Here is a 24,138-nt window from a genome sequence, read left to right on the forward strand (position 1 = left end):
TATATCGGCTTGACCCGAATGTCATGCTAACCTCGCCGCCATGATGAAGATCGACAAAACCCCGGTGCCCCTGATCGTCCCCAATCCCGACGACCCGCGCCTGACCCAGAGCGTGATTGGGACCGACCAGACCGGCGCCAGGGTCGAGATCAAGGTGCCGATGGAGCGGCCGCTGACGCTCTATTTGAACTCGCAGGAGATCGTCACGATGATGACGATCGGCGATTATCCGGAATATCTGGCACTCGGCTACCTGCTGAACCAGAACATGCTGAAATATAATGACGCGGTCACCGAGGTCGAATACGACGACGACCTCCAGGTCGTGGTCGTGCGCACCGAGCACCACACCAATTTCGAAGCCAAGCTCAAGAAGCGGACGCAGACCTCGGGCTGCGCGCAGGGCACCGCCTTCGGCGATTTGCTGGAGGCGGTCGAGAGCGTCGCGCTGCCCAAGGCCGAGTTGCGCACCTCCTGGCTCTACCAGATGACGCAGACGGTCAACACCATGCCCTCGCTCTATCTCGAGGCGGGTGCGATCCACGGCTGCGTGCTGTGCAAGGAGGGTGAACCGCTGTGTTACACCGAGGACGTCGGCCGCCATAATGCAGTCGACAAGATCGCAGGCTGGATGTACCGCCACGGCGTCGACGCATCCGACAAGATCCTCTACACCACCGGACGCCTCACTTCGGAAATGGTGATCAAGACGGTACGGATGGGCATTCCAATCCTGGTGTCGCGATCCGGCTTCACCGCCTGGGGCGTCGATCTCGCACGACAGGTGGGACTGACCCTGGTCGGGCGCACGCGCGGCAAGCGGTTCATTGCGCTCGCCGGCGAGGAACGGATCGTCTACGACCAGAACCTCGAATATGTCGAGGAAGAATCGGCGAAGCACAAGCGCAAGGGCGAAGGTGGTGACGACTAGCATTCCGGCAACGCAAGGCGTGCTGCTCGCAGGCGGCCTCGCACGGCGCATGGGCGGCGGCGACAAGCCGATGCGCACCATCGGCGGCCGCACCATCCTGGAGCGTGTGATCGCGCGCCTCTCATCCCAGTGTGACGGATTGATCCTTAACGCGAACGGCGATCCCGCGCGCTTCGCCGCGTTCGGATTGCAGATCGTCGCCGATGATGTCCCCGGCTTCCCCGGCCCGCTCGCCGGCATTCTCGCCGCACTCGACTGGACCGCGGCGAACAAGCCGGAGATCGAATGGGTGCTGAGCGCCGCAGGTGACTGCCCGTTCCTGCCACGCGACCTCGTCGCGCGGCTGCAAGAGGCGCGCGAGCGAGAGAAGGCGCAACTCGCCGTCGCCGCATCAGGTGACCAGTCGCATCCGGTGATCGGCCTGTGGCGCGTCGCCTTGCGCAACGAGTTGCGTCACGCGCTGGTCGACGAGGACCTCCGCAAGATCGACCGCTGGACCGCACGCTACCCGCTCGCGACGGTGACATGGCCGGCCACACCACTCGATCCGTTCTTCAATGCCAATACGATCGAGGACATCACCGAAGCCGAGCGGCTGGCGGCGCTGGACGCTGCATCCTAGTGGAGTTCAACGGGACATCGAACCAGGCGGAGGCCGGCAGCGACTACTGATCGGAACATGCCTCCGGATCAGCCATGATCGACCCTCTCCTGAATGCCATCTTCACGGTCGTGGATTTCGTGTTCGATCTCTCGATCGCGATCGATCGCACGAAGCGGCTGAGCCAACAGGCGACGGGCAGCGACAAGATTGTTGAGGTCCCTCCGGATTCGAAGCCGCTACCTCCTGCCGCGCAGCGTGCGCTCGCAGAAGCCGAAGAGCGGGAAAGCGCCCGTGAACGAGCCGCTCAAGCGGCCAGCGGCATCGACCAGGCGTCGTAACCGTCGATCCGGGAGTATCCGCATCGCCATCGCGCTCCGAGCCGACGAAACTGCGCAAGTACAGCGGCGCTACGCCGGTCGAAAGCCGGCTCGCTCTAGCAGCGTATGCGTCTCATCCGAGCCGAGCGCATCGAGAAAGGCCTGCACCGCCGGCCGCTGCTTGCGCGCTGTCACAAGCGCGAAGTCATAGTGCTCTTCGGCGAATGGAATGAACCCGAGGCCGACCGCGTCGGCGACCGGCGCAATGGTCATGCCCCAATCCGCGCGATGCTGCGCGACGGCCGCGGCCACGGCGTTGTGCGAACGCGGCTGATTCCAGTAGCCCTCCGGACGCGCGCCGGCGAGCAGCCGGTCGATCAGAATGCGCGTGCCGGCGCCCTGGTTGCGGTTGACCATGATGCAGGCGGGGTCGGCGAGCGCGGCGGCGACAGCCTCCTTCGCGCCGAGCCCTTCAAAACGCTTGTCGCCCTTGCGGAAGACGATGCCCTGCATCCGTCGCCAGCCCGGCACGAGCTCGAGTCCCTCGACGAGATACGGCGTGTTGTAGGTCTCGCTCTTGTCGTCGAACAGATGGATCGGCGCGAGATCGCATTCACCGCGCTTGGCCGCCGCGAGCCCGCCGAGACTGCCGACGGCAATCGAGCGCACGGTGAGGCCCGCATGCGCAAGCGGCGCGGTGACGAGATCAAGGCCGGTGCAATGGCTGCCGACGATGACGAGATCTGGTACTCGCACATGCGGTGTGAATAACGTCACCTCGGCCTCGGTCCCCGCCGGCATCTGGTCGGCGAGCGCGTCGATACGCAAAAAGCCGTCGGCTTGCGCGAAGGATGTAATTGCGCCGGAGCCCTTGCCGGAGGGATAGGCAATCAGGCCGTCCTTGCCCTCGACCAGCGAAACCATGACGAATTCGGTGCGGCCAAGCTCGGAGGAAATGCGCACCGGCACGATCGCACTTACCTTGGCATCGGAGCGCGGTGGCATTCCGGCCATCTTGCGCAGCGCCGGCACGATCATGTCGTGGAAGGTGAACATCGCCGATGTCGGAAAGCCCGGCAGGATCACCACCGGCTTGCCGTCGCAGACAGCAAGGCACAGCGGCTTGCCCGGCTTGAGTGCAACGCCGTGCGCGATGATGCCGGGTTGGCCGAGCCGCCCGATGATGCGATGGGACAGGTCGCCCGCACCCTTCGACGTGCCACCCGAGAGCACCAGCATGTCGGCATCCGCCAACGCCTCACGCATGGCTGCCTCAAGCCTGGCTTCGTCGTCTGGAATGGCGCCGAAGAAGATCGCCTCGCCGCCGTTCTCGTCGATCGCGGCCGCGACGATCGCACCATTGGTGTCGTAGATCGCCGCCGGTGCAAGCGCCTCGCCAGGCTGCACGAGTTCGTCACCGGTCGAGATCACCGCCACACGCGGCTTCCGTGCAACTTTAACCTCTGCGATGCCGCAGGCCGCCAGCATGCCGATCTCGCGCGAGCCGATGATCGTGCCGGCGCGCAGCAACGCTTCGCCGCGCGCGATATCGGAGCCGGCGTAGGACACGAATTGTCCCGGTGCGACTGCGCGACGGACGTCGATCGCATCAGTGCCCGCCGGCTGGGTATGCTCGACCATGACCACAGCATCGGACCCACGCGGCAGCGGGCCGCCGGTGGCGATCGGCGTGGCGGTGCCTGTCTCCACTTGCAACGCCGGCGCGGTGCCGCAATGAATGGTCTCGCTGTTCAACGCGAGCAGCACCGGTGCGCCTTCACCAGCAGCTGAGAGATCGGCCGAGCTCACGGCAAAGCCGTCGACATTGGAGCGATCGAACGGCGGCACGTCGATCGGCGCGGTGATGTCTTCGGCGAGGGCCGCACCGAGCGCATCACCAAGCTTGCGCGCCTCACTCGGGATCGGACGCGGGAACAGCGCAGCGTCAAAGCGCGCCAGGGCCTCCTCGCGCGAGAGGATTTTAAGAAACTGCTCCTGCTCGAGCGCACTGCGGTCTGGCGGTCTTGGGATCATTGTCATGCCGGAACCCATATCATTCCCGCATCAAATAGGCATCGACCGGCTCGCCCGCCGCAAATCCCTCGTGGCTGGCAGGAATGAGCAGCCATGCATCTGCGCGGGCAACGGCCTGGAGCGGCCATTCGCCCACGGCAAGCGGCATCCATGTTTCATGTTCCTGGGCCAATAGCGCGATCTCGGCGATGCCGACGCTGGAGGCGATCTTGCGCCCAAGCGGCAAGGTCACCGCCCGACGTGGCTGTCGCGCCGACAATCGATCGACGAGTGGAAGCACCAGCGCGAGCCAGATCGCCAGCGCCTGAGCCGGCGACCCGGGCAAGGCGACGACAGGAACGTTTCCGAGCCGCCCAGCAGCTGCGGTGCGTCCGGGCTGAAATGCAAGGCCATGATTGAACTGCACTCCGCGCTGGGCCAGCGCCGCGACGGCGGCATCGGCACGACCAACGCCGCTGCCTCCGATCGTCAGCAGGAGATCGCAAGCGTGAAGATCCAGCGTCTCCGCGATCGATGCCGCATCGCGCGAGACGGCTTCATGCGCGCTCGCATCGAGTCCCGCCGCGCGCGCGAGACTGGCGATCATCTGCATCGTCGCCGTTGCGTCTGGTACGTTGACGATACGTAGCCGCGGCCGCCTGACACTCAACTTGTCTACCCCCGCGACACGCGCGAGCAACAGAGCCGCCGCACCAACAGGACATCCCGCTGCGGCCGCGGGCGCGTTTTCGGCGATGTCGCGACCGGCACGCGCGACACCCTGTCCCGGAACGCCCTCGGCCAGCACGTGGGCGAGCGGGCCCGACGCCTCCACCGCGTCAACATCTAGCACGCAATCGCAACCCAGCGGCAGCGCGTCACCGGCCTCGACCCACGTTGGAAGGGTGGTTAGAGGCAGCGGTGAATAAGAGGACGCGCCGACGAGATCGTTGGCGCGGAGCGCCCAGCCATCCACGGTCGCAATGTCGCGCGGCGGACAGGCCGGCAGCAACGGCATCCCCGCGGCGATGCAGCCGGTCGCTTCAGCCAGCGGCAATTCGATCGGCGTGACCGGATCAACGCCGCGCAAGAGCGCAGCGAGCGCAGTATCGAGCGGCGTCAACGAGGGCGGCAGGCGCTGGGTCATGCCGCATGATGGATCACGCATCGCGCGGTTTGGCAACCGCTCGTGCCTCGGCCATCAGCCGCCCGACTTGTCCGCATTCGGAAAGAACACTTGCTGCCCGTCGACCTTGTAAGCCGCGATCGCCGCCTGCCCCTCCGGCGAAATCAGCCAGTCGATGAAGGTCCGGCCCAGGTCATTCCTGAGGTTCGGGTGCCTTTCCGGATTCACCAGCATCACGCCGTACTGGTTGAGAAGCCGCTTGTCGCCCTCGACGACAATGTCGAGATCGCCGCGATCCTTGAAGGCGATCCAGCTGGCGCGGTCCGAGAGCACATAGGCTTTCGCCGTGCGCGCGCCGTCGAGGGCAGCGGTCATGCCCTGCCCGCTCTCTCGATACCAGGCGCCCTTGGCACCAGCGATGTCGATGCCGGCGACGATCCAGAGCGCAAGCTCCGCCGCGTGGGTGCCGGAACGATCGCCGCGCGTGACGAACGGGGCATCCTTGGCCTCGATCGCCTTCAGCGCGGTCGCGATGTCTTTGCCCTTCACGCCGGCGGGGTCGCTCTTCGGCCCGATCAGCACGAAATCGTTGTACATCACGTCGAAGCGCTTGGTCGCAAAACCGTCAGCGACGAATTTCTCCTCCTGCGGACGGGCATGCATCAGCACCACGTCGGCTTCACCCCTTCGCGCACCGTCGAGCACCTGATCGGCACGCCGCGCGATGACGGTGACCTCGATGCCGGTCTTGTCGCGGACAATCGGCAAGAGATAGTCGAGCAGGCCGGACTCCTGCGTCGCCGTCGTCGTTGCTAGGACGATCGCGCGCTCCTCGGCGGACGACGGCGCGATGCCCACGGCGAGGCCGCAAAGAAGCGCAAATGCAACGATCAGTCGGCGAACGGCCATGACGAGTTCCCATTGAAAACGACGCGATCATGATGACCGATTGCGCCGCACTCGTGACGGACCATGCAGGCACGAAGACAACAAGAAATAGAGTTTGGTCTCCGTCACCACCGAAAGGCAAGTCACGATGCGCCGGCCGTCGCACTGAAGCGAGTCATTCGGGAAGTTTCGGCAACCAATCAGCACGTTGATTGCGCTTACCCGAACAAGCGCGTGCCACAAGGCCCGCACCGTCAGCGCCTCGCAAGATCGTCAAGCAAAATCAAAGCGCGTGTCAGGATGTGTTGCAAAGCAACGAGATCATCGGGCATGGTTCGCGCGGATAAAAATCGAAGTGCAGAATTCCACCTGCGTTGAACGCCAAAAAGAAGCAAGAATTTGCATAGGAATGCAGGATGGAATTCCTGACGACCAGCGAAGCCGCAGACTATCTCCGTCTCGGCGAACGCAAGCTCTACGAACTCGTCACCAACGGCGCGATCCCCTGCACCAAGGTGACCGGCAAATGGCTCTTCCCGCGACACGAGCTCGATCTCTGGGTGCTGTCAGGCATGGCACGTCCGGCCGGCATGTTGATCGCGGAGCCGCCGCCGGTCGTCGGCGGCAGCCAGGACGAGCTTCTGGACTGGAGCCTGCGCGAATCCGGCTCGGGCCTGGGATCGATGACCGAGGGCAGTGCGCGCGGGCTCGAACGGCTGCAACGCGACGAGGTGATGGCGGTCGCCGTGCACTTCCACAGCCTCGATGCCGAGGGCAATCTCGCTTCCGACGCCAGCATGACGGCGCTGCGGGACGCGCCAGATCTGCATGATGCGCTGCTGGTCGCGTTCGTGCGCCGCGAGCAAGGTCTCGTGCTGCCGCCGGGCAATCCGAAGCGGCTGCTCGGTCTGTCCGACGTGCTCGCGCTCGGCGCCCGGATGGCGATGCGACAGCAAGGCACCGGCGCGCAGATGCTGCTCGAGGTGCTCTTGAGGCGCGCGGGCGCCTCGATGCGCGATTTGCGCCGGTTGGAGACGCCGGCCCTCACCGGGCCTGATCTCGCGGAAGTGGTTCGCGCCGGACAGGCCGATTGCGGCATTGCGACACGGGCAGCGGCGCGTTCGGCCGGGCTCGATTTCGTGCCGCTGGCCTGGGAGAATTTTGATCTCGCGATGCGGCAGCGCAGCTATTTCCGTCCCGCCATGCAGGCTCTGGTCCGGTTCCTCGGTGAACGGCGGCTGCACCAGCGCGCCGAGGAGCTGACCGGCTACGATACCTCGCCCGCCGGGCAGATCCGCTTCGCCGCCTGAGATTGACGCCCACCCCAAAATAGTTGCAAAAGAAACCAATTCAGCCGGGCCGTACCCGGCGCAAGCAACTCCGGCCAACGCGCCGGTTCAGGGGAGGACAAGCGTGAATCGAGCGAGATTTGGACTGCCGGTTGCGGCCGCCTTGACGGCGGCACTGCTGTCGGGTGCGGCATCGGCACAGGTATCCGACGACATCGTCAAGATCGGCGTGCTCACCGACATGAACGGCCCGGCGTCCGCGCCGACCGGCCAGGGCTCGGTCACCGCGGCGCAGATGGCGATCGACGATTTCGGCGGCAAGGTGCTCGGCAAGCCGATCAGCATCATCGTCGGCGACCACCAGCTCAAGGCCGACATCGGCGCTGCGATCGCACGGCGCTGGTACGATGTCGATCAGGTCGACCTGATCGTCGACGTTCCGGTCTCCGCCGTCGGCCTCGCGGTGCAGAACATCGCCAACGAGAAGAAGCGGCTGTTCATCACCCACTCCACCGGCACCGCGGACTTCCATGGCAAGTTCTGCTCGCCTTACGCGATGCAGTGGGTGTTCGACACCCGCGCGCTCGCGGTCGGCACCGCGGATGCCGTGGTCAAGCGCGGCGGCGACAGCTGGTTCTTCATCACCGACGACTACGCCTTCGGTCACTCGCTCGAGCGTGACGCTTCCGCCGTCATCACCGCCAATGGCGGCAAGGTGCTGGGATCGGTGAAGCCGCCGCTGGCGACGCCCGACCTCTCCTCCTTCGTGCTGCAGGCGCAGGCGTCCAAGGCCAAGATCATCGGCATTGCCGCCGGTCCGCCCAACAACATGAACGAGATCAAGACCGGCTCGGAGTTCGGCGTCTTCAAGGGCGGCCAGCAGATGGCGGCGTTGCTCGCGCTGATCACCGACATCCACGGCCTCGGCTTGCAGGCCGCGCAAGGCCTGCTGCTGACGACCTCGTTCTATTGGGACATGGACGACAAGACCCGCGAATGGTCGAAGCGCTATTTCGCCAAGATGAACAAGATGCCGACGATGTGGCAGGCCGGCGTGTACTCCAGCGTGATGCACTATCTCAACGCCATCAAGGCGGCCGGTACCGACGATCCGCTCAAGGTCGCGGCGAAAATGCGCGAGACACCGGTCGAGGATTTCTTCGCCCGCCACGGTAAGCTGCGCGATGACAATCTGATGGTGCACGATCTCTGGCTGGTTCAGGTGAAGACGCCCGAGGAGAGCAAATATCCGTGGGACTATTACAAGATCCTCGCGACGATCTCCGGCGACAAGGCGTTCGGACCGCCGGACCCGGCGTGTCCGCTGATCAAGAAGTGACGGCGTGACGGTCGCCCCGGGCGACCGTCACTTCACCACACGGATCTCGCGGAAATATTTCATCACGCCCGGATGAATCAGCTCCGGCTTCGGCGCGGCGGCGACTGTGTTTGCCGCCGTGGTCTCGCAAGCCTGCGCGAGCTTCTTGCAGAATGTCGCTTCGGTGCCGTGCAGCGTCTTCGCCAGACGATAGGCGACATCGTCGGGCAGGTCTTCGCGCGTGAGGACAAAACTCCAGGAGCCGAGCGAGGCGATCGGCTCGCTCTGTTTCGGGTAGCTGCCGGCCGGCACCGTCAGGGGTTTCAGGAACGCATGCCTGGCGCGGATGCGCGTGATCTCGTCAGTGCCGGGCGCGATGAAGCGCGCGCCTGATGCACTCGAGGCGACGGCGGCAAACCCGGGCCAGCCGATGCCGGCACCCCAGAGTGCTGCGACGCGGCCGTCCTCGACCATCGCGGGGCCGTCGCCGGCGCGGTCGAGATAGATCGCCTTGAAATCCTCGTCCTGTTTCAGGCCGAGACCATCGAGCACGTAGCGCGCCAGGATCGGCAGGCCCGAGCCCTTGGCGCCGAACGCAATCGGCTGCCCCACGAGATCGTGGATCGTCTTGTAGGGACTGTCCGCCCGCACCACGAACATGCCGGGGTTGGAATAGATCGCGGTGAGAATCTTCAATCGCACGGGCGCGCGGCCGATGCCGGCGAAGGCCTCATAAGCCGGCTCGCCCGCGACAAGTGCGAGATCGAGCGCGCCCTTCTCCAGCAGCGGAATGTTTTCGTTGCTGCCCCTGGTGTTGCGCGGGGCGATGGTGAGCGCGCTATCAGCCGCATTCATCACCTCGGCGAAGGCATTGCCATAGAGCGGAAAGCCGCCGCCGGGCGTCGCGGTGCCCAGACTGATTGTCGTGGTCGAAATGGCGTTGCCTCCGGTTTGAGCAGCAGCGGGGCTCGAGAGCAGCGCCGCACCGAGAAAGATACTGGCTGCGAATTTCATGGTCGTTCCGGCTGCGCCCGCGTCGACATCGCCGTGAGGCGATGTAGGCAGCGGGCGGTTTTTGTGAAAGCATGCCCCGCAACGACAATAGAACAATGGGAGGTTTCATGTTGCGAATTTTGCGGTGCGCTGTTTTCGGACACTGGTTTTTTGTTTTGGTCTTTTCACAGCCTCCCCTCCCGCCTCCGCCGCCTACCCCGACCGTCCCGTGCACTGGCTGATCGGCTTCGCCGCCGGCGGCCCGGTCGACATCGTCGCGCGCATCATGGCGCAGTCGCTGTCGGACCGTCTCGGCCAGCAAGTCATCGTCGAGAACCGCGCCGGCTCCGGCGGCAACATCGCGGCGGGTGCTGCGATCAACGCAGCCCCCGACGGCTACACGCTGCTGTTCGTCGCGCCCAACAACGCGATCTCGACCTCGCTCTACAAGAAGCTGCCGTTCGACTTCCTGCGCGACACCACGCCGGTCGCGAGCATCATGCAGCTCACCAACATGCTGGTCGTCTCCAACGCGTTTCCCGCCAAGACGGTCCAGGAGTTCATCGACTATTGCAAGGCGAACCCCGGCAAGATCTCGTTCGCCTCGTCCGGCAACGGCACCTCGGTGCACATGTCGGCGGAGCTGTTCAAGGCGATGACCAAGTGCGACATGGTGCACGTGCCCTATCGCGGCTCTGCGATCGCCTTCCCTGACATCATCTCCAACAAGGTGCAGCTGATCTTCGACAACCTGCCTTCCGCGCTCGAGCAGTCGCGCGGCGGCAATGTCCGCGCCCTCGGCGTGACCTCGCCGCAGCGCTGGCCCGCCGTACCCGACGTGCCCGCGATCGCCGAGACGGTGCCGGGCTTCGAAGCGGTCGGCTTCTACGGCATCTCCGCGCCGAAGGGCACGCCGAGCGATGTGGTCGAGATCCTCAACAAGGCGGTCAGCGAGACGCTGAAGGACCCGAAGATCATCGCACGGCTGACCGAGAATGGCGGCATCCCGAGGCCGATGACCCCGGCCGAGTTCGGCAAGCTCGTCTCCGACGAGACGGACAAGTGGCGCAAAGTTGTGGAGTTCGCCGGGGTCTCGGTGGACTGAGCGGCGGGCCGGCACCGGCCGTCGGCCGGCGAGACAGAAGGGGACCTCCGGGTCCCCTCCCGTCAAAACGCGAAAACAACCCCATGCACAGTAGAAAGTCAGGCGATTCCAGCGGGTTACGGTCACGAAAATCAAGACACCCGAAAAACGGTTGACCCGTCGGGCAAAACAGGCGCATAAGGGCATGATCGCAAAATTCGGTAATTCAAAAATCACTGCCGATGCCGCACCGACGTTTCCGCGGCGCCCGGCCCGGCATTGCACCCCCGCCTCCGTCCCTGTAAACGAACCGCGCACCGTTGCCGGCCGCGCGTTCCCGCGGGCCGTCTCGCGGCGGGGCCTGTAGCTCAATGGTTAGAGCCGGCCGCTCATAACGGTCTGGTTGCAGGTTCGAGTCCTGCCGGGCCCACCACGCTTCGTCCTTCGTGTGAGGCCACTTTTAGAACGACTCGATTTGGGGTTTTAGAGCGACTCGATTTCGTTTTAAGAACGACTCGATTCTATATCTTCCTGTTGCGTTTGACGAATTTGGGTCCGATTTTTCAGTCGATTGCCGCGCTCAAAAAAACCGAGGGGGGTCAAAGATTGTTCACGCGGGCAAATTGCACATGAGCAGAGGCATTCTTTCCTTCAGTCCGGACCGCGGGGGCTATAGCGATTCGATCGAGCGGTACCATTTTCAGAAAAAGCCCGGAACCCGAGGCTACGTCGACGCCGCAAAAGCGATGGTCGGCACTTGGGCGCTAATATACGAGCCCGGCGGAAAGGACGGAAACGGCAGAAAAGTCTACTTGGGCATCGCGCGAGTGACGAGCCTCGAAGAAGGTCCCGACCAAAACTACTATCTTCATCTCACGGAGCAGCAATTCTTCGACACGCCCGTTCCTCAGCTTGGGCCTGAGGGATATTACGAGAAGCTGCTGCGCGACATCCCTGCTAGTGCGAGTCCTGGCGCAGTCGGGCGAGAGCTTGTTGGCCGATCGGTTCGACTGATCTCAGACATGGATTTTGCGGCGATCGTGTTTGACGGCTTCAAGGAAACGCGAAACCCGCAGAACGCAAAGAAACTTGGAATTCCCCCCTCCGCCGACATCCTAAATCCGCCTAACGATCTCCCCGACGAACGGGAGTGGTTCTTTCAGCAATTCCAGGCCACCCGGATCGCGCGCGACGCTGCATTCCGAGGCGCAGTCCTGGGGGCTTACGATAATTTTTGCGCCATCAGCCACCTTCCTGGTCTCGTCAATGGCGGCGGGCGCGTCGAACTCGCCGCTGCCCATATCAAACCCGTCGAGTACGGTGGTCCTGACATCGTTCAGAATGGCTTCCCACTCACAGGTACAGTGCATTGGATGTTCGACCGGGGCCTTATCACCGTGGATCCGGATGACCGATCGATCGTCGTTGCACACAATAGAGTCCCACCAGAGTGGCGAGCTGCACTGTTAGATCTTAAGAAGAAGCTTCGCCCGCCGAAGAACGCCTTCGATGCGCCGGCAGAAAAGTACCTCAGGTGGCATAGGCTGGAGCGGTTCGGAGCATCTCTTACCTAAAAGCACATTTCGAGCCTCTGACGGCGCCTGGTTAATTAACCATCTTGAGGCACAATGACTCTGCGCGACGAGCGCAGGAAGCCGTTCACAACCTCTCGCCCCACGTTGACACTTACACTCTTTCGCCTGAGCTTGATTCGAAGAGCGACGATTTCCCTAGATGCGACTCTGAGCGAGATATGCCAAACGCCGTCTCTTTGTTTAGTGGTGCCGGAGGATTCTGCGAGGGCGTTCGTCTCGCAGGGTTCAAGCTGGCATGCGCGGTAGAGATGGACAAATACGCCGTCCAAACGCATGGCGCCAATTTCCCTAAGGTGCCGATGTTCAACGGCGACGTGTCGCGCTTTCTGCTTGACGCCCAGCCAGGCGTTCCTTCCAAGCGCGACCTCATCGAGAGCGACGTCGACCTGGTCTTCGGTGGTCCGCCCTGCCAGGGCTTCAGCCAGATCGGCCCGCGCGACCTGAAGGACCCCCGGAACCTCCTTTACCTGGAATTCGCGAGAGTGCTGAAGGCACTCAAGCCGAAGGTTTTCGTAATGGAAAACGTCCCGAACATGGTCGCAATGAAAAACGGCCATTTCCGAGACCTTATACTTTCGGCTCTGAGGGGCGCTGGGTATCGCAACACCGTACTGATCCCTTTGACGGCGTCGCAGTTCGGCGTGCCGCAGCATCGCCGACGCGTGTTCTTTGTTGGGACGCGAGACGATCTGGCAGCGTCGGATGATCTGGCCGCACAATTCCTGCGCTATCTGGATTCCAGCCGCAGCGAACGTGAGATCACTGTCCACGAGGCCATCTCAGATCTCCCACGCTCCGTTTCCCTGGATGACGGCCCGCTTCCGTACCCGAAGCTCCGCCTGAAGAACCCCTCCGATTTCCAGCGCGCCATGCGCCTCGACTTTGACAGCCCTCTCGTACCGAAACCGTGGAAGTCCGCGAATTTGAAGGGCAAGCGATCCCTGCTGAACCATCATACTAAGGGCATCGAAAGCCGCAGAAAGCGCATCGTAAAGGCGCTCAAGCCCGGAGCCGACGGAGACTCACTGCCGAAATCGCTCTGGAATGGATCACGCGCCTACAAATGGCGCCGACTTCATCCCGACGAGCCGTCCTACACCATCCTGGCGCACATGCAGCGGGACCTTTCTGAGTGGATCCATCCGAAGCATGACCGCTGGATCACCGTCCGCGAAGCCGCGAGACTGCAGTCTTTCCACGATGGGTTTGTCTTCTTGGGTAGCGAGCGCCAGCAGCTGAAGCAGGTGGGCAACGCCGTCCCGCCCCTGCTTGGATACGCCGTGGCGTCCGCCGCCAAGAAACTGCTGCGGGCCATGTGAGTTCGCCGCAGCCAGCACGGACTTTCCCAAAGCTGCGAATCCTTGAATCTTGGCTTTGTCCTCATACTTTTGAATCAAATCACAAAAACCGAGTTGCCGGTCGTTTCCGCGCGTGTGTAAGTTAGATTGCAACTAAACAAAGAGTTTCGGGGCTGGGGCGAATGTTGAAGGCTGCAGAGTAGCGGGTCCGGTGACGGGTAATGATCATCCTCGATCCCGCTCAAGCTCTTGCACTGCGCAAATCTCTCTCAGGCCCCGTCGAGGTCACGGGCCGAGGCGGGACGGGCAAGTCTGTGCTCGCAAACGTTATCGCTTCGGAAACGGCCCGCTCGGGCAAGCGCTGCCTGCTGGTCGGGGCAAGCCATATCCTTGAACGGCCGCTCGGCTTCGGTTTCGTCCGCGAGATCCATCGAATCCTTTCGGACCGCACGCGACTTGACTATGCTCACGGACCAGCCGGCGCCGTAACGCCTCCGCCCAGTGCCGTCGAAGCGCGGATTCGCTCAAATCCTGAGGCCGCTCGCGCCGCGGCTCTCATTCTCGGCAAAGCGCAGGAAATCGCAAAGGCGCACAACCTTTCGCTCGACGAGATAGAAGGCAGTGCCGCTGCGGGGCGCGGCCCTTCTGCGAGTGCAGTGACGACGCTCTCTTTGGCGGCTCAGGACGCATCTCGCCTCGCCAACGTATTGTGGACCGGCAACGCCCGAGCCGGCCGGACCTTCAAGGATGTCGACAGCGTCATAGCGGGCGGAGCGGTGGAGGTGCCTCCAGACGATGAGGTCCTCGGTCTGATCCTCTCCAGCGACCGGGATTACGAAGCCGGCCTGGCCAAGATCGTATTGGAACAGCAGGAGGCGGACGAGGAGAGTTCGGTCTCGAAATCCGTGGCAAGCCTTCTTCGCCCGCGGTCCTCCGACCAGACCATTGCGGAGTATCAGAGACATGCGGCCTTCATGGCGCGAACGATTAGCGCGGCTATCTCGCTGATCCGGCGACACGGATCCTTGACGGCGGCCCTCGCAGCAAGCAATGGAAACGACGCTTCAAAGGCGATCGAATACTTCATGCGCATGAGGCCTGACCAGGCGGCCAGCGCAGCTGTTCGGACTTTCGAAGCCGCCTTGCAAGACTACCGCCACGACAGCGCCCTGCTCGAGCCACTTCTGCCTCAGTTTGGAAGCCGACGTATCGGCAGCTTCAGCGTCTCGCCCGCGTCTCAGAGCCGGACGCGTCCGGATGTCGGAAAACTGATTCAGATGCTGCGGGAGGCACGATATGCCTCCAAGCACCTGCACGGCCATCTGGCTACCCTCCGCGCGTCGCTGCCCAAAACGATTTTTGAACGGCTTCTCAGCACTCCGATCGAGGATGCCTCGACAGTCCTGAGCACGACTGGTGGACCGGACCCCCGCTCGAAAGCCGCCGACGAAGCGAGGCAACTCCGAGAACTCTTCACGAGCACCGGCTTTGGTGATCCGTTCAACGCTCCTGACGACTTTGTTCAGCAGGTCGAACGGATTTCTGGCGACCCCAAACAAGCGGACGATCCGCCGAGCAGCACGTCCTATAGTCCTGGCGTACTGGACCTGCTGCTCGACCTGACAGCGCTTACCAATCGTGAAGGGAGCGCCGAATGGCCATCGGCTGTGACGCTGGCAAAAACTCCAGAAGAGGCGCGGACCGCGATCGCAGACGGCAAGTTTGACGTCGTAGTCATCGACGATGCGTCCAGCTTTCCATCCGAGCTCCTGAGGCAAATCGAGGCGACCCGACCGATAGTGCACAGCCTGGGCGTGGACGAGCATGACGGGACGACATCGCTCGAGATTCCGCACCGGCAAGTAGATGCCGACGTCGCTGCCGCAGCGACTGGCGCACCGAACCGCTGGCTGGGACAACCTAATGGTTTCGGAGTCCTGGTACGTGCCGAACACGACCTGACCATAGATGACTTGTCGGCCAGCGCCGGCTTGCTGGCCATGGCGCTGCGCGAACAAGGATGCGGCGCATCGGCCTTCGGCGATAAGCCGGCGGACGTCGTCATCGGGGCGTTTGACGAACTCGATGATGCCGGTCTCGCGGCCTTGGCCGAACGGGCCGGACGCGGCGTAGTCGCGCTATGCCGAAAGGACGCACGGTCTTCCTCCGCCTCGGCAATCTTGCCGCAATCGGCGGACGTCCACGCGGCTCAGGCCTTGGGATGGAAAATCGAGCGTGCATCGGCCGAGGGGACCGCTCTGGAGAAAGACGGGCGCCTTGCCGTGCTCGTCGACGAGCGCGCGGTTCTGTCCTCGCACGATGAAACAGTCTCTGATGTCGTCCGTCGGCTCAAAGAGCTTGGTTGGGACCCGATCGTGGCGTGGAATGAGACGGAACGAGACCGCTCAGAACTTGTCCAGTTGCTAACCACGCGCGCACGGCCCAGCGTGGAAAATCATTTCAGGAAGTTCGCTCAAGAATTCGATCTCAAACCGACGCCCTCGCCCGGCGGCGGGCCAGGTGCGGATCGTGCGGACGACGCAACTGCTTCCGCCACCATCAGTGGCCCGGAGACACAGGCCTCGACTGGCAACGAAGCCGCTGCCCCAGAGGTGACCGGCGCGATTGAAGCGGACCTTCCAACGGCGGACGATCGACTCGCGACGACCCCGCTGGATCCGCTGCCTCACGCGGCCGATGATACCCCCGCCACCTCTCCGGATGAAACGCAGCAGTTCGCCGAGCGCGAGAGTGCTTCCGCTGAGGGGCCCGCGCGCCAAACCGAGAAGGCGGGCGCCGTGGAGGCTGAAGCGCAGGTCGAAAGCGACGACGGAACGCCAACACCGGCGCCCTCGCGACCTCAAGCCGTCTTCCGTGACAGAAGAGGATCTCAAAGGCCGGCCGCCCAAAAAGACACAGACGAGCCGCGCCGCGAACGCCGAACCGCTCGCGTTCGCCAAACCGATGCCAGGCTGCGGCTTATCGTCGATCCGATAAGAAAGCGCGTCGCGCTGGCGGTCGTGCCCCTCAAGCCGGAAGGATTTCCTGAGGAGGCCAATATTGAAGGATCGTCGGTGCTGGCCTGCGGCGACACGCGCTATGACGATATCGATCTGCAGTGGACGAATGGACTGCTAGATTGCGAATTTCGACTGAAAGACGAGATGCAGCAACTCGAGTGGATACGGGGTGCGCGACGCTTCCATCTCTTCACTGCTCTGTCAGGCGAACCAGATTTGATGTCGATTTCGGCGGCGCCGCTGGCCGGCAACTGTGTCATTGTTTGCCGCGAGAGAGATGTCGAAGCGATCACGACGACTGCGGCCCAGACCGGATCCCCGGGGCTCGTCCAACTGGCGAATTACGAAGGCATTCCGTCCGAGTGGGTGGTCCTCGAAGGTTACTCGCCGGTCCAAGCTCTCTCGGATCCACCTGAGTGGCTCAAGCCGCTGGATCCTGGCGCCAGCATCGACATCACATTTTCCGACGGAATCGAAATCCGCAGCGCCACCTATGCGGAAGGGGGTGCACCTCTCATTCGGATCTCGGGAATGCCTGAAAATTGTCAGGTGTTCATCGACGACGCGCAAGCGGAAAAGCAAAATGACGAAAGCTGGATCGCCCCTGGATGGGACACCCCGGGGCAGCACCGCGTCATCGTAATTCCCGGGTCTTCGCGAAGCTACAACATCCTGTCCGATCCTGCTCTTGGCGGCGGCTGGGAGCCGTGGATAGCCCATGACGCGCTTAGCCCGATCGTGGCCGGTTCAGCCGGCGTCTGCGGCGCGATGGTCTACTGCCCGGACGGGCGAACTGTGCTCGCTACCCAACCAGCGTCGAGTGTGACGGCGCTCGGTTCGCAGCACGAAATCCAATCGCTGGCGCGACGCAAAGATGCGCCGGCGGCACTGGCCGTCCTCTCGTTCGATCCGCTATTCGCGGTCCTTTCATCCGGCGGACGGAGAGGCAACAACACGATCTTGGCACTCGATTCGCCAGGAGCTTCCATTACCCACAAGCCGCGAAAGCGCGATGACCGCTGGGTCGCCACGATCCGGGACATGGCCGCTCGACGGGTCCCCATCAGGCCGGAAACGGCTGCCGCCAAGGCTGCGTGGCGCTCAATCACCAAGGAGGCCAGGCGCTGGAGGCGAATCCGATGACGGACCGTCTCCTCGAATGGCTTTCCTATCGCGGACGCGGCAAGGTGAACGATCTTCCCTCTCACCTGAGGCCGGAAAGCCGCCCATATCGTGTCATCACCGACCTGGCCGTCCTTGGCCACATCGAGCAGCATGACGACGTCTGGCGCGTCGCGCCGCCGGTGCTCGCGTCGCTTGGCGACGGTTCAGAAGAGAATGCATCGGCCGTACTTTGCGGAGCGAGAACCCGAGGCCTGATCGATAGGCTGACTACGGCGTGCGCCGTGCACAATGCCACGCTCAACCGCATCCCGCAAAACAGGCGGCCAGACTGCATCCTGGTGAATGCCCCCACGACGGCTGAACTGTGCTCCGTCGCGGCGGATACCGCGCTCAATTGGCAGCGGGACGCTGCGTTCACACTCTTGGCCAGCCTCCCCACGATTGCTTCCTGGCCTCGCAGGAACTGCCAGATGGTGTCTGGGAGGGTCGAAGGCGTGCGCCGGTTCTCCAAATCGAAACTGCTATGGGTGCCGTCTACTCTGGAGGAAAGCCAGCAAGCGGATCGCGGACTGTTCCTCATCAAGAGGGATTACGACAGCATCGCCCTGCTTAAGACTGCGACGGATTCCCAATCGGAGATCGACCTGGCGGCAGGCCGGCTCGCTGTGGCTGAAGGCGCGAGGGCGCTTCATATCGACTTCAAGTCCCAATCTCTGCGCATTCCCTGGACGCTGAGTCCACCGGTGCTTATCTCAAGAGCGCTGGCTCTCTGTTCGGGCCAATTGCCGGAGGTGTGGCGTGAACGAAAAGAACTGGTTTTCCGCGGAGTGACCAGCCGAATGGCGCGGCTTGCGACCGCAGTGCTTGGATTGAGGGTGGCATGACCGACGCAATGGCCGTCTTTCGCGGACTGAAAGAAGCCTATCTCCGCTACTTCGACAGCCCGTTCGACCTCAGATTCGATGAACTCGTGGAGGAGCGGCGCGCTCTCCTCGACCGCGACGGCGTGCTCTACCGTGATCCGCTCATCGAGCCGCAGCCTCCGTACATCGGAAGTCGCCATGACGTCGTAGCGGCAGCGTCGGCCGCCCTCAGCGGCGCAGCTGGCTGGTCGCCGCAGGCTATCGCGGACTTGGGACAGTTCGCTGCAACGGGCCTGTTCAGCACAACGGGCGCCGCGCCCATCGAATTGTATCGTCATCAGGTGGAGATGCTGCAAATATCGTCGGCAGAGCGCCGGGATGCAGTGATCTTGACGGGCACCGGATCCGGCAAAACAGAGTCCATCTACCTTCCGGTGTTCGCATCCCTCATCCGAGAATCCATGAACTGGCCCGAGGCGCCTGCGGCCCCCAGGAACGACTGGTGGGACATGACACCGCAGCCTGGCCAAGGAGCTAGAACCCGCCATCCCCGGATCGGTCAGCGCGCTCACGAACAGGGTGCGAGGCTTCCCGGCGTCCGTGCACTGGTGATGTATCCGCTCAATGCCTTGGCGGAAGATCAGATGACGCGCCTGCGGCAGTCTCTCGACAGCAACGCAGTTCGCGATTGGCTGAGAAACAATCGCAAGGGCAACCGGTTTTGGTTCGGCCGCTACATCGGCTCGACACCCGTTCCCGGAAGACCGTCTAGCGATGACGCCGTCAACAGGCTGAGGGACGCGATGAAGAAGCTCGCCGAGACGGCGAGAACAGCGCGAGCAGCGGGGCACGGCGACGCCGAACGGTTCTTCCCTCGTCTCGATGGCGGCGAGATGTGGAGCCGCTGGGACATGCAGGATGCGCCGCCGGACATCTTGGTGACGAACTACAGCATGCTCAACATCATGCTGATGCGAGACGTCGAAACGCCGATCTTTGCGAGCACGCGCGACTGGCTCGCGAGCAGCCCCGAAAACGTCTTCCATCTCGTTGTCGACGAACTGCACTCCTACCGAGGCACTCCCGGCACCGAAGTCGCGTATATCATCCGCGTTCTCCTCGATCGCATCGGTCTGCATCCTGATCATCCGCAACTGCGGATACTCGCTTCGAGCGCCTCGCTCGGATCCGACGACGTAAAGGCCCAAGAATATCTGAGCCAGTTCTTCGGCACCTCTCGAGCCTTTGGGTTCGTGCGCGGAGGCGCAACGCCTATCCCGGCGGGCGCGATCGGGCGACTTCGCGGACTCGCGGGGACCTTCGCCCAACTTGGCCAGGCCATAGAGGCAGACGTCGAGGCCGACATTAACGATAGCATCGACTCGCTGAGCGACGCGTCCGGCTCGCCCCGACCGTCAGCAACACTCTCTTTGGAAAACCGGCTGGGCGAGGCGCTGGGGGTTGCGGGCATTCCCGATGCCGTCAGAGCGGCATGCAATAGCGGGTCCGACGAGCAACCCGTTGTGCGGCCCCTCACCCCGGGGCGCATCGGCGCCCGCTTGTTCCCCGAAGCTGAACCCCACGTCGCAGCCTCGGCCGGGCAGGGTATAGTCTCTTCGCTGGCCCTAGCCCGCAATGGCGCCGGAGCACCGCTGCTCCCGCTTCGCGAACATGTATTCTTCCGGAACGTGCAGGGAATTTGGGCCTGCACAAATCCCGGCTGCACAGGAGTGACCCGCGTCGAAGCGGACATCCCAGTAGGCAAGTTATTCGACCGGGCCGTGACGACCTGCCAATGTGGTTCGCGCGTCTTGGAAATGCTGTATTGCGAGCCGTGCGGCGACGTATTCCTGGGCGGCTACAAGCGCGACCTTCGCAACAATGCCTGGTCTCTCGTTCCTGACGATCCGAACATCGAGAAGGCGCCGGATCACTCGGCCAGCGACCGCACATACTTCAACTACGCTGTTTACTGGCCGTCTCGAACGGCGGCAGGCCTCCGAGCGCCTCAGAAGGATCATTGGGATCAAGATGGAGTCAGAAGAAGCTGGCATAGGGCGCGCTACGACCACCTCACAGGCGAACTCGAACTCGCGCGAAATCAGCAAAGCGCGACCGGATGGATCTACTATGTCAAGCGTCTCCATGAACCAAACGCTGCGGTTGTTGCACTAACTACCCCGTCTGCCCAAAACGAACGGCCCGCCGTATGTCCTCGATGCGAAGCCAATTGGGCCAAACTCGCGAGCGCTGCTCCGATACGCACGCAGCGCACGGGTTTTCAGAAAACCGCGCAGGTTTTGACCGACGCGCTTTTGAGAGAGATAGCCCCCGTCACCGAGGGGGCGGATCATGCCGTCGAGGATTCCAGGCGCAAGCTCGTCCTGTTTTCTGACAGCCGACAGGATGCCGCGAAACTAGCGGTCGGCGTGGCGAAGTCCCACTGGCTCGACGCCATGCGACAGGTGCTGGTCGAAGGAGTGTCGGACGAAGCTCGTGGCATCTTGGCTTTCGACCGGCGCCTACGGATGGAAGCCTTGACCGCTGAAGAAGAAAGGCTTGCCGACGCGTTTGCCGCCGCCCGACAGGAAGCGGCCAGCGCAATGATGGCCGTCCAACTTGGTCAAGGAGCACGGCCTTCGCGCCTCGGCGGTTATACGAACCAAGCCCTCAAGGACAAAGTGCTGGCCGAGGCACGCGACGGTGTGCTCCCCATCCGGAGCATGCAGGATCAGGCGGAGCGCAAACTCCTCGCGAACGGCATGAACCCAGGCGGCGTCGATCGAAGCGTCACCTGGACGGATCTCGATCACCAAACCGGCGACTGGCCCCGTCTGTTCGACTGGCAACTAGATCCCCCTGCCTTCAAGCAGGTCCTCACTCCGGACGAGATCGAGCATCGGCGGAGGATCGGCAACGCCGAGCGTGAGGCTATTGCCGAGTCGATCTTCTCCGGCGGCAGGCGCGATTTCGAGTCCCTCAAGCTGGGCGTGGTTACCTTCGATCCGCAGTTCCGGCCCGCAAACGACGATGTGCTGCAGCAGACCGCCGAAAGCTGCATCCGGCTGCTCGGGAAGCGACGGCGCATCGACACCCACCGGGCCACTGCCGACCGCAACGACCTTCCGAGATACATCAGCGACTACGTCACATCGGTCGCCAATCTCAACGCCCGGGATGCCACGTCCTTGCTCCAGGAGGTGCTCGGACTTATGACTCGTTCCAGAGTCTACAACCAGGGCATTTTGGAGTTCGACCGGCTGTTCGTCAGAAGGCCTGGCGAAAATTACTTCCAGTGCGGCATTTGCTCGCGGGTTCATCTCCATCGCAGTGGTGGTGTCTGCAGCAACTGCACGGCCCCACTGGGAACCCCTCTGCGGATCGGCGTCGACGACGCCCGCGAGGGTGTAGATTATTACACATGGCTGGCGACGCAGGCCGGACCCGTATTCCGGCTGAACTGCGCCGAGATGACGGGACAAACCGACAAGGTGGTCGCCAAAGACCGGCAGCGTCTCTTTCAGAACGTTCCGATCGGCGACGAATTCGGCCTTACCGACAATCTGGACCTTCTGAGCGTCACTACGACTATGGAAGCCGGCGTGGACATCGGCTCGCTGCTCGCCGCCATGATGGCGAACATGCCTCCCATGCGGTTCAATTACCAGCAGCGGGTCGGCCGGGCGGGTCGCCGAGGCGCCGCCGTGTCGATCGCCCTCACCTTGTGCAGAGGGCGGAGCCACGATGACTACTACTTCCAGCGTCCGGACCGCATCACCGCAGACCCTCCTCCACCGCCTTACGTCGACACGAACAGAAGGCAGATACTGCAGCGCGTCCTGAACAAAGAAGTGCTCCGAGCGGCCTTCACCGAACTCAATCTGTTCGCTACCCCCGATGGCGACAGCGTGCATGGCGAATTCGGACGGGCCAACGCGTGGACGAATCCTCCGGACCAGCAGCCGGCCGGCTACGCGGGGACAACGGTGGCAGAAATAATTCAGGAATGGATCGACACGCACCCTAACGAGGTCGAGCACGCATGCGATACGCTGCTGCTCGGAACGGTGATGAGCAACGATCCGGCCTCACGCACCGAGAGCCTCGATTTCGTGCGTACGCAGCTTGTCCAGCGGATCACCGGTGCCAGCCAGGACATCACTCTCGTCCAAGACGCCCTAAGCGAACGTCTCGCGAACCATGGTTTGCTTCCGATGTTCGGCTTCCCTACGCGCGCCCGCAATCTCTATCACAGCAGACCACGCAGATGGCCCGCACGCGATGTGGTTGACCGTGATCTTGAGCTCGCCGTCAGCATGTTCGCTCCCGGCGCTGAAACTGTAAAGGAAAGGGCAATTCACACGTCCATCGGTGTCGTCAGATACTTCCCGCAAGGCCAGATGGTCGAAGAGGATCCGGACCCTCTCGGACCGCCCGTGACGGTCGGCGTCTGCGGTAATTGTCAGCACGTGGAAACGGTCAACTTGGCCGGTGGCCCGTGTCCGACGTGCGGTGCGCCAGAGGGAGACGGCGACCGGCAATATCGTCTTCTCGACCTACGCCAGCCCAAGGGCTTCACCAGCTACTATACGGGCGCCCGCGATTACGACGGCGCTTTCGAATTCGTTCCGCGGGCAGCCCGTCCCAAGGTCGGACGGCCCCAATTCGCCATCAACCCCCATCTCAATTTCGAGGTCGGGTCGGGTGACGAAGGAAGACTCTACGTCATCAACGACAATGGCGGCCGACTCTACGAGCTGGTGCGAATATCGCAAAATTCGCACGCCATGGTGGACGTAGGAGCCATGCAGTCGGCCGAACAGAAAAGCGCGGCGGCGGAAAATCGAAGAGCCCGACAGGTCGCACCCAATCCTATCGGGCAGCCTGTGAGATGCGCACTCGCCGCGATAAGCCGGACCGACATGATGCTGCTTGGCATCAGGGATTTCGGAACTGGACGTGGCGCAGATCCCAGGACCCCGCAGGGCCGAGCCGCCTTGTATTCGCTCTCGTTCATGCTCCGAAGAGCCGCCGCGGTTCTGCTCGACATCCAGGACCACGAATTGAAGTCAGGCATCCGCAGCGTAGAGGACGTGGCGACCCAAGTTACCGGGCAGGTTTTCTTGTGCGACACGCTGGAGAACGGTGCGGGCTACTCGACGTATCTGGGCCAGCCCCCCGTGGCAGAAAAGCTGCTTCGGATGATCTGCGAACCTGGCCACAAAGACTTTTTCGAGAGACTGGAAGACGGGACGCATTCGGATGCCTGCGATACATCGTGTCCCGACTGCCTGCGCAGCTACAGCAATCTGCAATATCACAACCTGCTGGACTGGAGGCTCGCCGCCGATCTCGCTGCTTTGGCTCTAGACGCGAATGTAACGATCTCGCTGTCTTCGCCCAGATGGAGCCGCGTTGTCGACAAGGCCGCGACCACTCTACTCAACGCCCGGCCTGGCCATCGGCGCCTAACGATCGCGGGCCTTCCGGCGATCGCCAACGGGACAGACGTCAAGATCATAACGCATCCGTTGTGGCTGACTGGCCCCGGAGTGAACCCCTGCCGGGACATTGCCCGCGCATGGAACGAGGCCGAGCGTGTGCATGGGCTCCACATTGATCCGGAGGCTTCCTTCGTTTCAGTGTTCAAAGCGCTCCGGCAGCCACTATAGTC

At 63.0% G+C, this 24,138-nt stretch carries 14 protein-coding genes, 1 tRNA gene and 1 pseudogene; 12 read left to right on the forward strand and 4 right to left on the reverse strand.

Annotation, left to right across the window (positions count from 1 at the left end; translation table 11 throughout):
- Window positions 1-40 precede the first annotated feature (40 nt).
- From fdhD to JQ631_RS28510, 3 genes are all read left to right on the forward strand, one after another.
- Window positions 41-931 carry a formate dehydrogenase accessory sulfurtransferase FdhD gene (gene fdhD, locus JQ631_RS28500; RefSeq protein ID WP_212332565.1) on the forward strand — a complete coding sequence of 297 codons (891 nt, stop codon included), beginning with the start codon at window positions 41-43 and terminating at the stop codon, window positions 929-931.
- A complete protein-coding gene (mobA, locus tag JQ631_RS28505; protein WP_212332568.1) occupies window positions 876-1,553 on the forward strand; it encodes a molybdenum cofactor guanylyltransferase MobA in 678 nt (225 codons plus the stop codon). The genes fdhD and mobA overlap by 56 nt, the downstream gene beginning before the upstream one ends.
- A 74-nt stretch (window positions 1,554-1,627) precedes the next feature.
- Complete coding sequence (locus JQ631_RS28510; protein WP_212332570.1) at window positions 1,628-1,873, forward strand: hypothetical protein; 246 nt, start codon at window positions 1,628-1,630, stop codon at window positions 1,871-1,873.
- A 69-nt stretch (window positions 1,874-1,942) separates the two neighbouring features.
- On the opposite strand, the gene JQ631_RS28515 is transcribed toward JQ631_RS28510, so the two are convergent.
- From JQ631_RS28515 to JQ631_RS28525, 3 genes are read right to left on the reverse strand one after another with little or no spacing between them, the layout of a single operon-like run.
- Window positions 1,943-3,892, reverse strand: coding sequence for a molybdopterin biosynthesis protein (locus JQ631_RS28515; protein ID WP_249161189.1), 1,950 nt, complete (start codon window positions 3,890-3,892; stop codon window positions 1,943-1,945).
- Window positions 3,893-3,905: 13 nt separating this feature from the next.
- Complete coding sequence (locus JQ631_RS28520) at window positions 3,906-5,012, reverse strand: molybdopterin-binding protein (RefSeq protein WP_212332797.1); 1,107 nt, start codon at window positions 5,010-5,012, stop codon at window positions 3,906-3,908.
- Window positions 5,013-5,066: 54 nt separating this feature from the next.
- Window positions 5,067-5,900: an ABC transporter substrate-binding protein gene (locus JQ631_RS28525; protein WP_212332575.1), complete on the reverse strand. Its 834-nt coding sequence runs from the start codon at window positions 5,898-5,900 to the stop codon at window positions 5,067-5,069.
- Between the two features lie 395 nt (window positions 5,901-6,295).
- Here JQ631_RS28525 and JQ631_RS28530 point away from each other — a divergent pair, with 395 nt between their 5' ends.
- Together JQ631_RS28530 and JQ631_RS28535 are read left to right on the forward strand one after the other, a co-directional pair.
- A complete protein-coding gene (locus tag JQ631_RS28530; protein WP_212332577.1) occupies window positions 6,296-7,189 on the forward strand; it encodes a substrate-binding domain-containing protein in 894 nt (297 codons plus the stop codon).
- Window positions 7,190-7,292: 103 nt separating this feature from the next.
- Entirely contained in the window at window positions 7,293-8,507 is a 1,215-nt protein-coding gene (locus tag JQ631_RS28535) for an ABC transporter substrate-binding protein (protein WP_212332579.1), read from the forward strand.
- A 27-nt stretch (window positions 8,508-8,534) separates the two neighbouring features.
- On the opposite strand, the gene JQ631_RS28540 is transcribed toward JQ631_RS28535, so the two are convergent.
- A complete protein-coding gene (locus JQ631_RS28540) occupies window positions 8,535-9,500 on the reverse strand; it encodes a TAXI family TRAP transporter solute-binding subunit (protein ID WP_212332581.1) in 966 nt (321 codons plus the stop codon).
- Window positions 9,501-9,607: 107 nt separating this feature from the next.
- Here JQ631_RS28540 and JQ631_RS28545 point away from each other — a divergent pair.
- The 7 genes and pseudogenes from JQ631_RS28545 to JQ631_RS28575 all read left to right on the forward strand — a co-directional run bounded on the left by JQ631_RS28545 (window position 9,608) and on the right by JQ631_RS28575 (window position 24,136).
- Window positions 9,608-10,584 (forward strand): annotated as a pseudogene (locus JQ631_RS28545) (Bug family tripartite tricarboxylate transporter substrate binding protein).
- Window positions 10,585-10,920: 336 nt separating this feature from the next.
- A tRNA-Ile gene (locus tag JQ631_RS28550) sits at window positions 10,921-10,996 on the forward strand.
- Window positions 10,997-11,192: 196 nt separating this feature from the next.
- Window positions 11,193-12,137, forward strand: a complete 945-nt coding sequence (locus JQ631_RS28555; RefSeq protein WP_212332585.1) for an HNH endonuclease — start codon at window positions 11,193-11,195, stop codon at window positions 12,135-12,137.
- A gap of 179 nt (window positions 12,138-12,316) precedes the next feature.
- Entirely contained in the window at window positions 12,317-13,477 is a 1,161-nt protein-coding gene (locus tag JQ631_RS28560; RefSeq protein WP_212332587.1) for a DNA cytosine methyltransferase, read from the forward strand.
- A 200-nt stretch (window positions 13,478-13,677) separates the two neighbouring features.
- Window positions 13,678-17,619, forward strand: coding sequence for a hypothetical protein (locus JQ631_RS28565; RefSeq protein WP_212332595.1), 3,942 nt, complete (start codon window positions 13,678-13,680; stop codon window positions 17,617-17,619).
- On the forward strand, window positions 17,616-18,485 hold the full coding sequence (locus JQ631_RS28570) for a hypothetical protein (protein WP_212332597.1): 870 nt from the start codon (window positions 17,616-17,618) through the stop codon (window positions 18,483-18,485). The genes JQ631_RS28565 and JQ631_RS28570 overlap by 4 nt, the downstream gene beginning before the upstream one ends.
- Window positions 18,482-24,136: a DEAD/DEAH box helicase gene (locus JQ631_RS28575; protein WP_212332606.1), complete on the forward strand. Its 5,655-nt coding sequence runs from the start codon at window positions 18,482-18,484 to the stop codon at window positions 24,134-24,136. Before JQ631_RS28570 ends, JQ631_RS28575 begins: the two co-directional genes overlap by 4 nt.
- Window positions 24,137-24,138: the final 2 nt, after the last annotated feature.

This window comes from Bradyrhizobium manausense, from assembly GCF_018131105.1.
Classification (GTDB): Bacteria; Pseudomonadota; Alphaproteobacteria; order Rhizobiales; family Xanthobacteraceae; genus Bradyrhizobium; species Bradyrhizobium manausense_B.

Excerpts from the sequence above, each read along its gene's own strand:
- JQ631_RS28565 (WP_212332595.1), top strand. The coding sequence starts at position 13,678 with ATGATCATCCTCGATCCCGCTCAAGCTCTTGCACTGCGCAAATCTCTC.
- JQ631_RS28570 (WP_212332597.1), top strand. The coding sequence starts at position 17,616 with ATGACGGACCGTCTCCTCGAATGGCTTTCCTATCGCGGACGCGGCAAG.
- JQ631_RS28530 (WP_212332577.1), top strand. The coding sequence starts at position 6,296 with ATGGAATTCCTGACGACCAGCGAAGCCGCAGACTATCTCCGTCTCGGC.
- JQ631_RS28575 (WP_212332606.1), top strand. The coding sequence starts at position 18,482 with ATGACCGACGCAATGGCCGTCTTTCGCGGACTGAAAGAAGCCTATCTC.
- JQ631_RS28540 (WP_212332581.1), bottom strand. The coding sequence starts at position 9,500 with ATGAAATTCGCAGCCAGTATCTTTCTCGGTGCGGCGCTGCTCTCGAGC.
- JQ631_RS28560 (WP_212332587.1), top strand. The coding sequence starts at position 12,317 with ATGCCAAACGCCGTCTCTTTGTTTAGTGGTGCCGGAGGATTCTGCGAG.
- JQ631_RS28555 (WP_212332585.1), top strand. The coding sequence starts at position 11,193 with ATGAGCAGAGGCATTCTTTCCTTCAGTCCGGACCGCGGGGGCTATAGC.
- JQ631_RS28520 (WP_212332797.1), bottom strand. The coding sequence starts at position 5,012 with ATGACCCAGCGCCTGCCGCCCTCGTTGACGCCGCTCGATACTGCGCTC.
- fdhD (WP_212332565.1), top strand. The coding sequence starts at position 41 with ATGATGAAGATCGACAAAACCCCGGTGCCCCTGATCGTCCCCAATCCC.
- JQ631_RS28510 (WP_212332570.1), top strand. The coding sequence starts at position 1,628 with ATGATCGACCCTCTCCTGAATGCCATCTTCACGGTCGTGGATTTCGTG.
- mobA (WP_212332568.1), top strand. The coding sequence starts at position 876 with ATGTCGAGGAAGAATCGGCGAAGCACAAGCGCAAGGGCGAAGGTGGTG.
- JQ631_RS28515 (WP_249161189.1), bottom strand. The coding sequence starts at position 3,892 with ATGACAATGATCCCAAGACCGCCAGACCGCAGTGCGCTCGAGCAGGAG.
- JQ631_RS28525 (WP_212332575.1), bottom strand. The coding sequence starts at position 5,900 with ATGGCCGTTCGCCGACTGATCGTTGCATTTGCGCTTCTTTGCGGCCTC.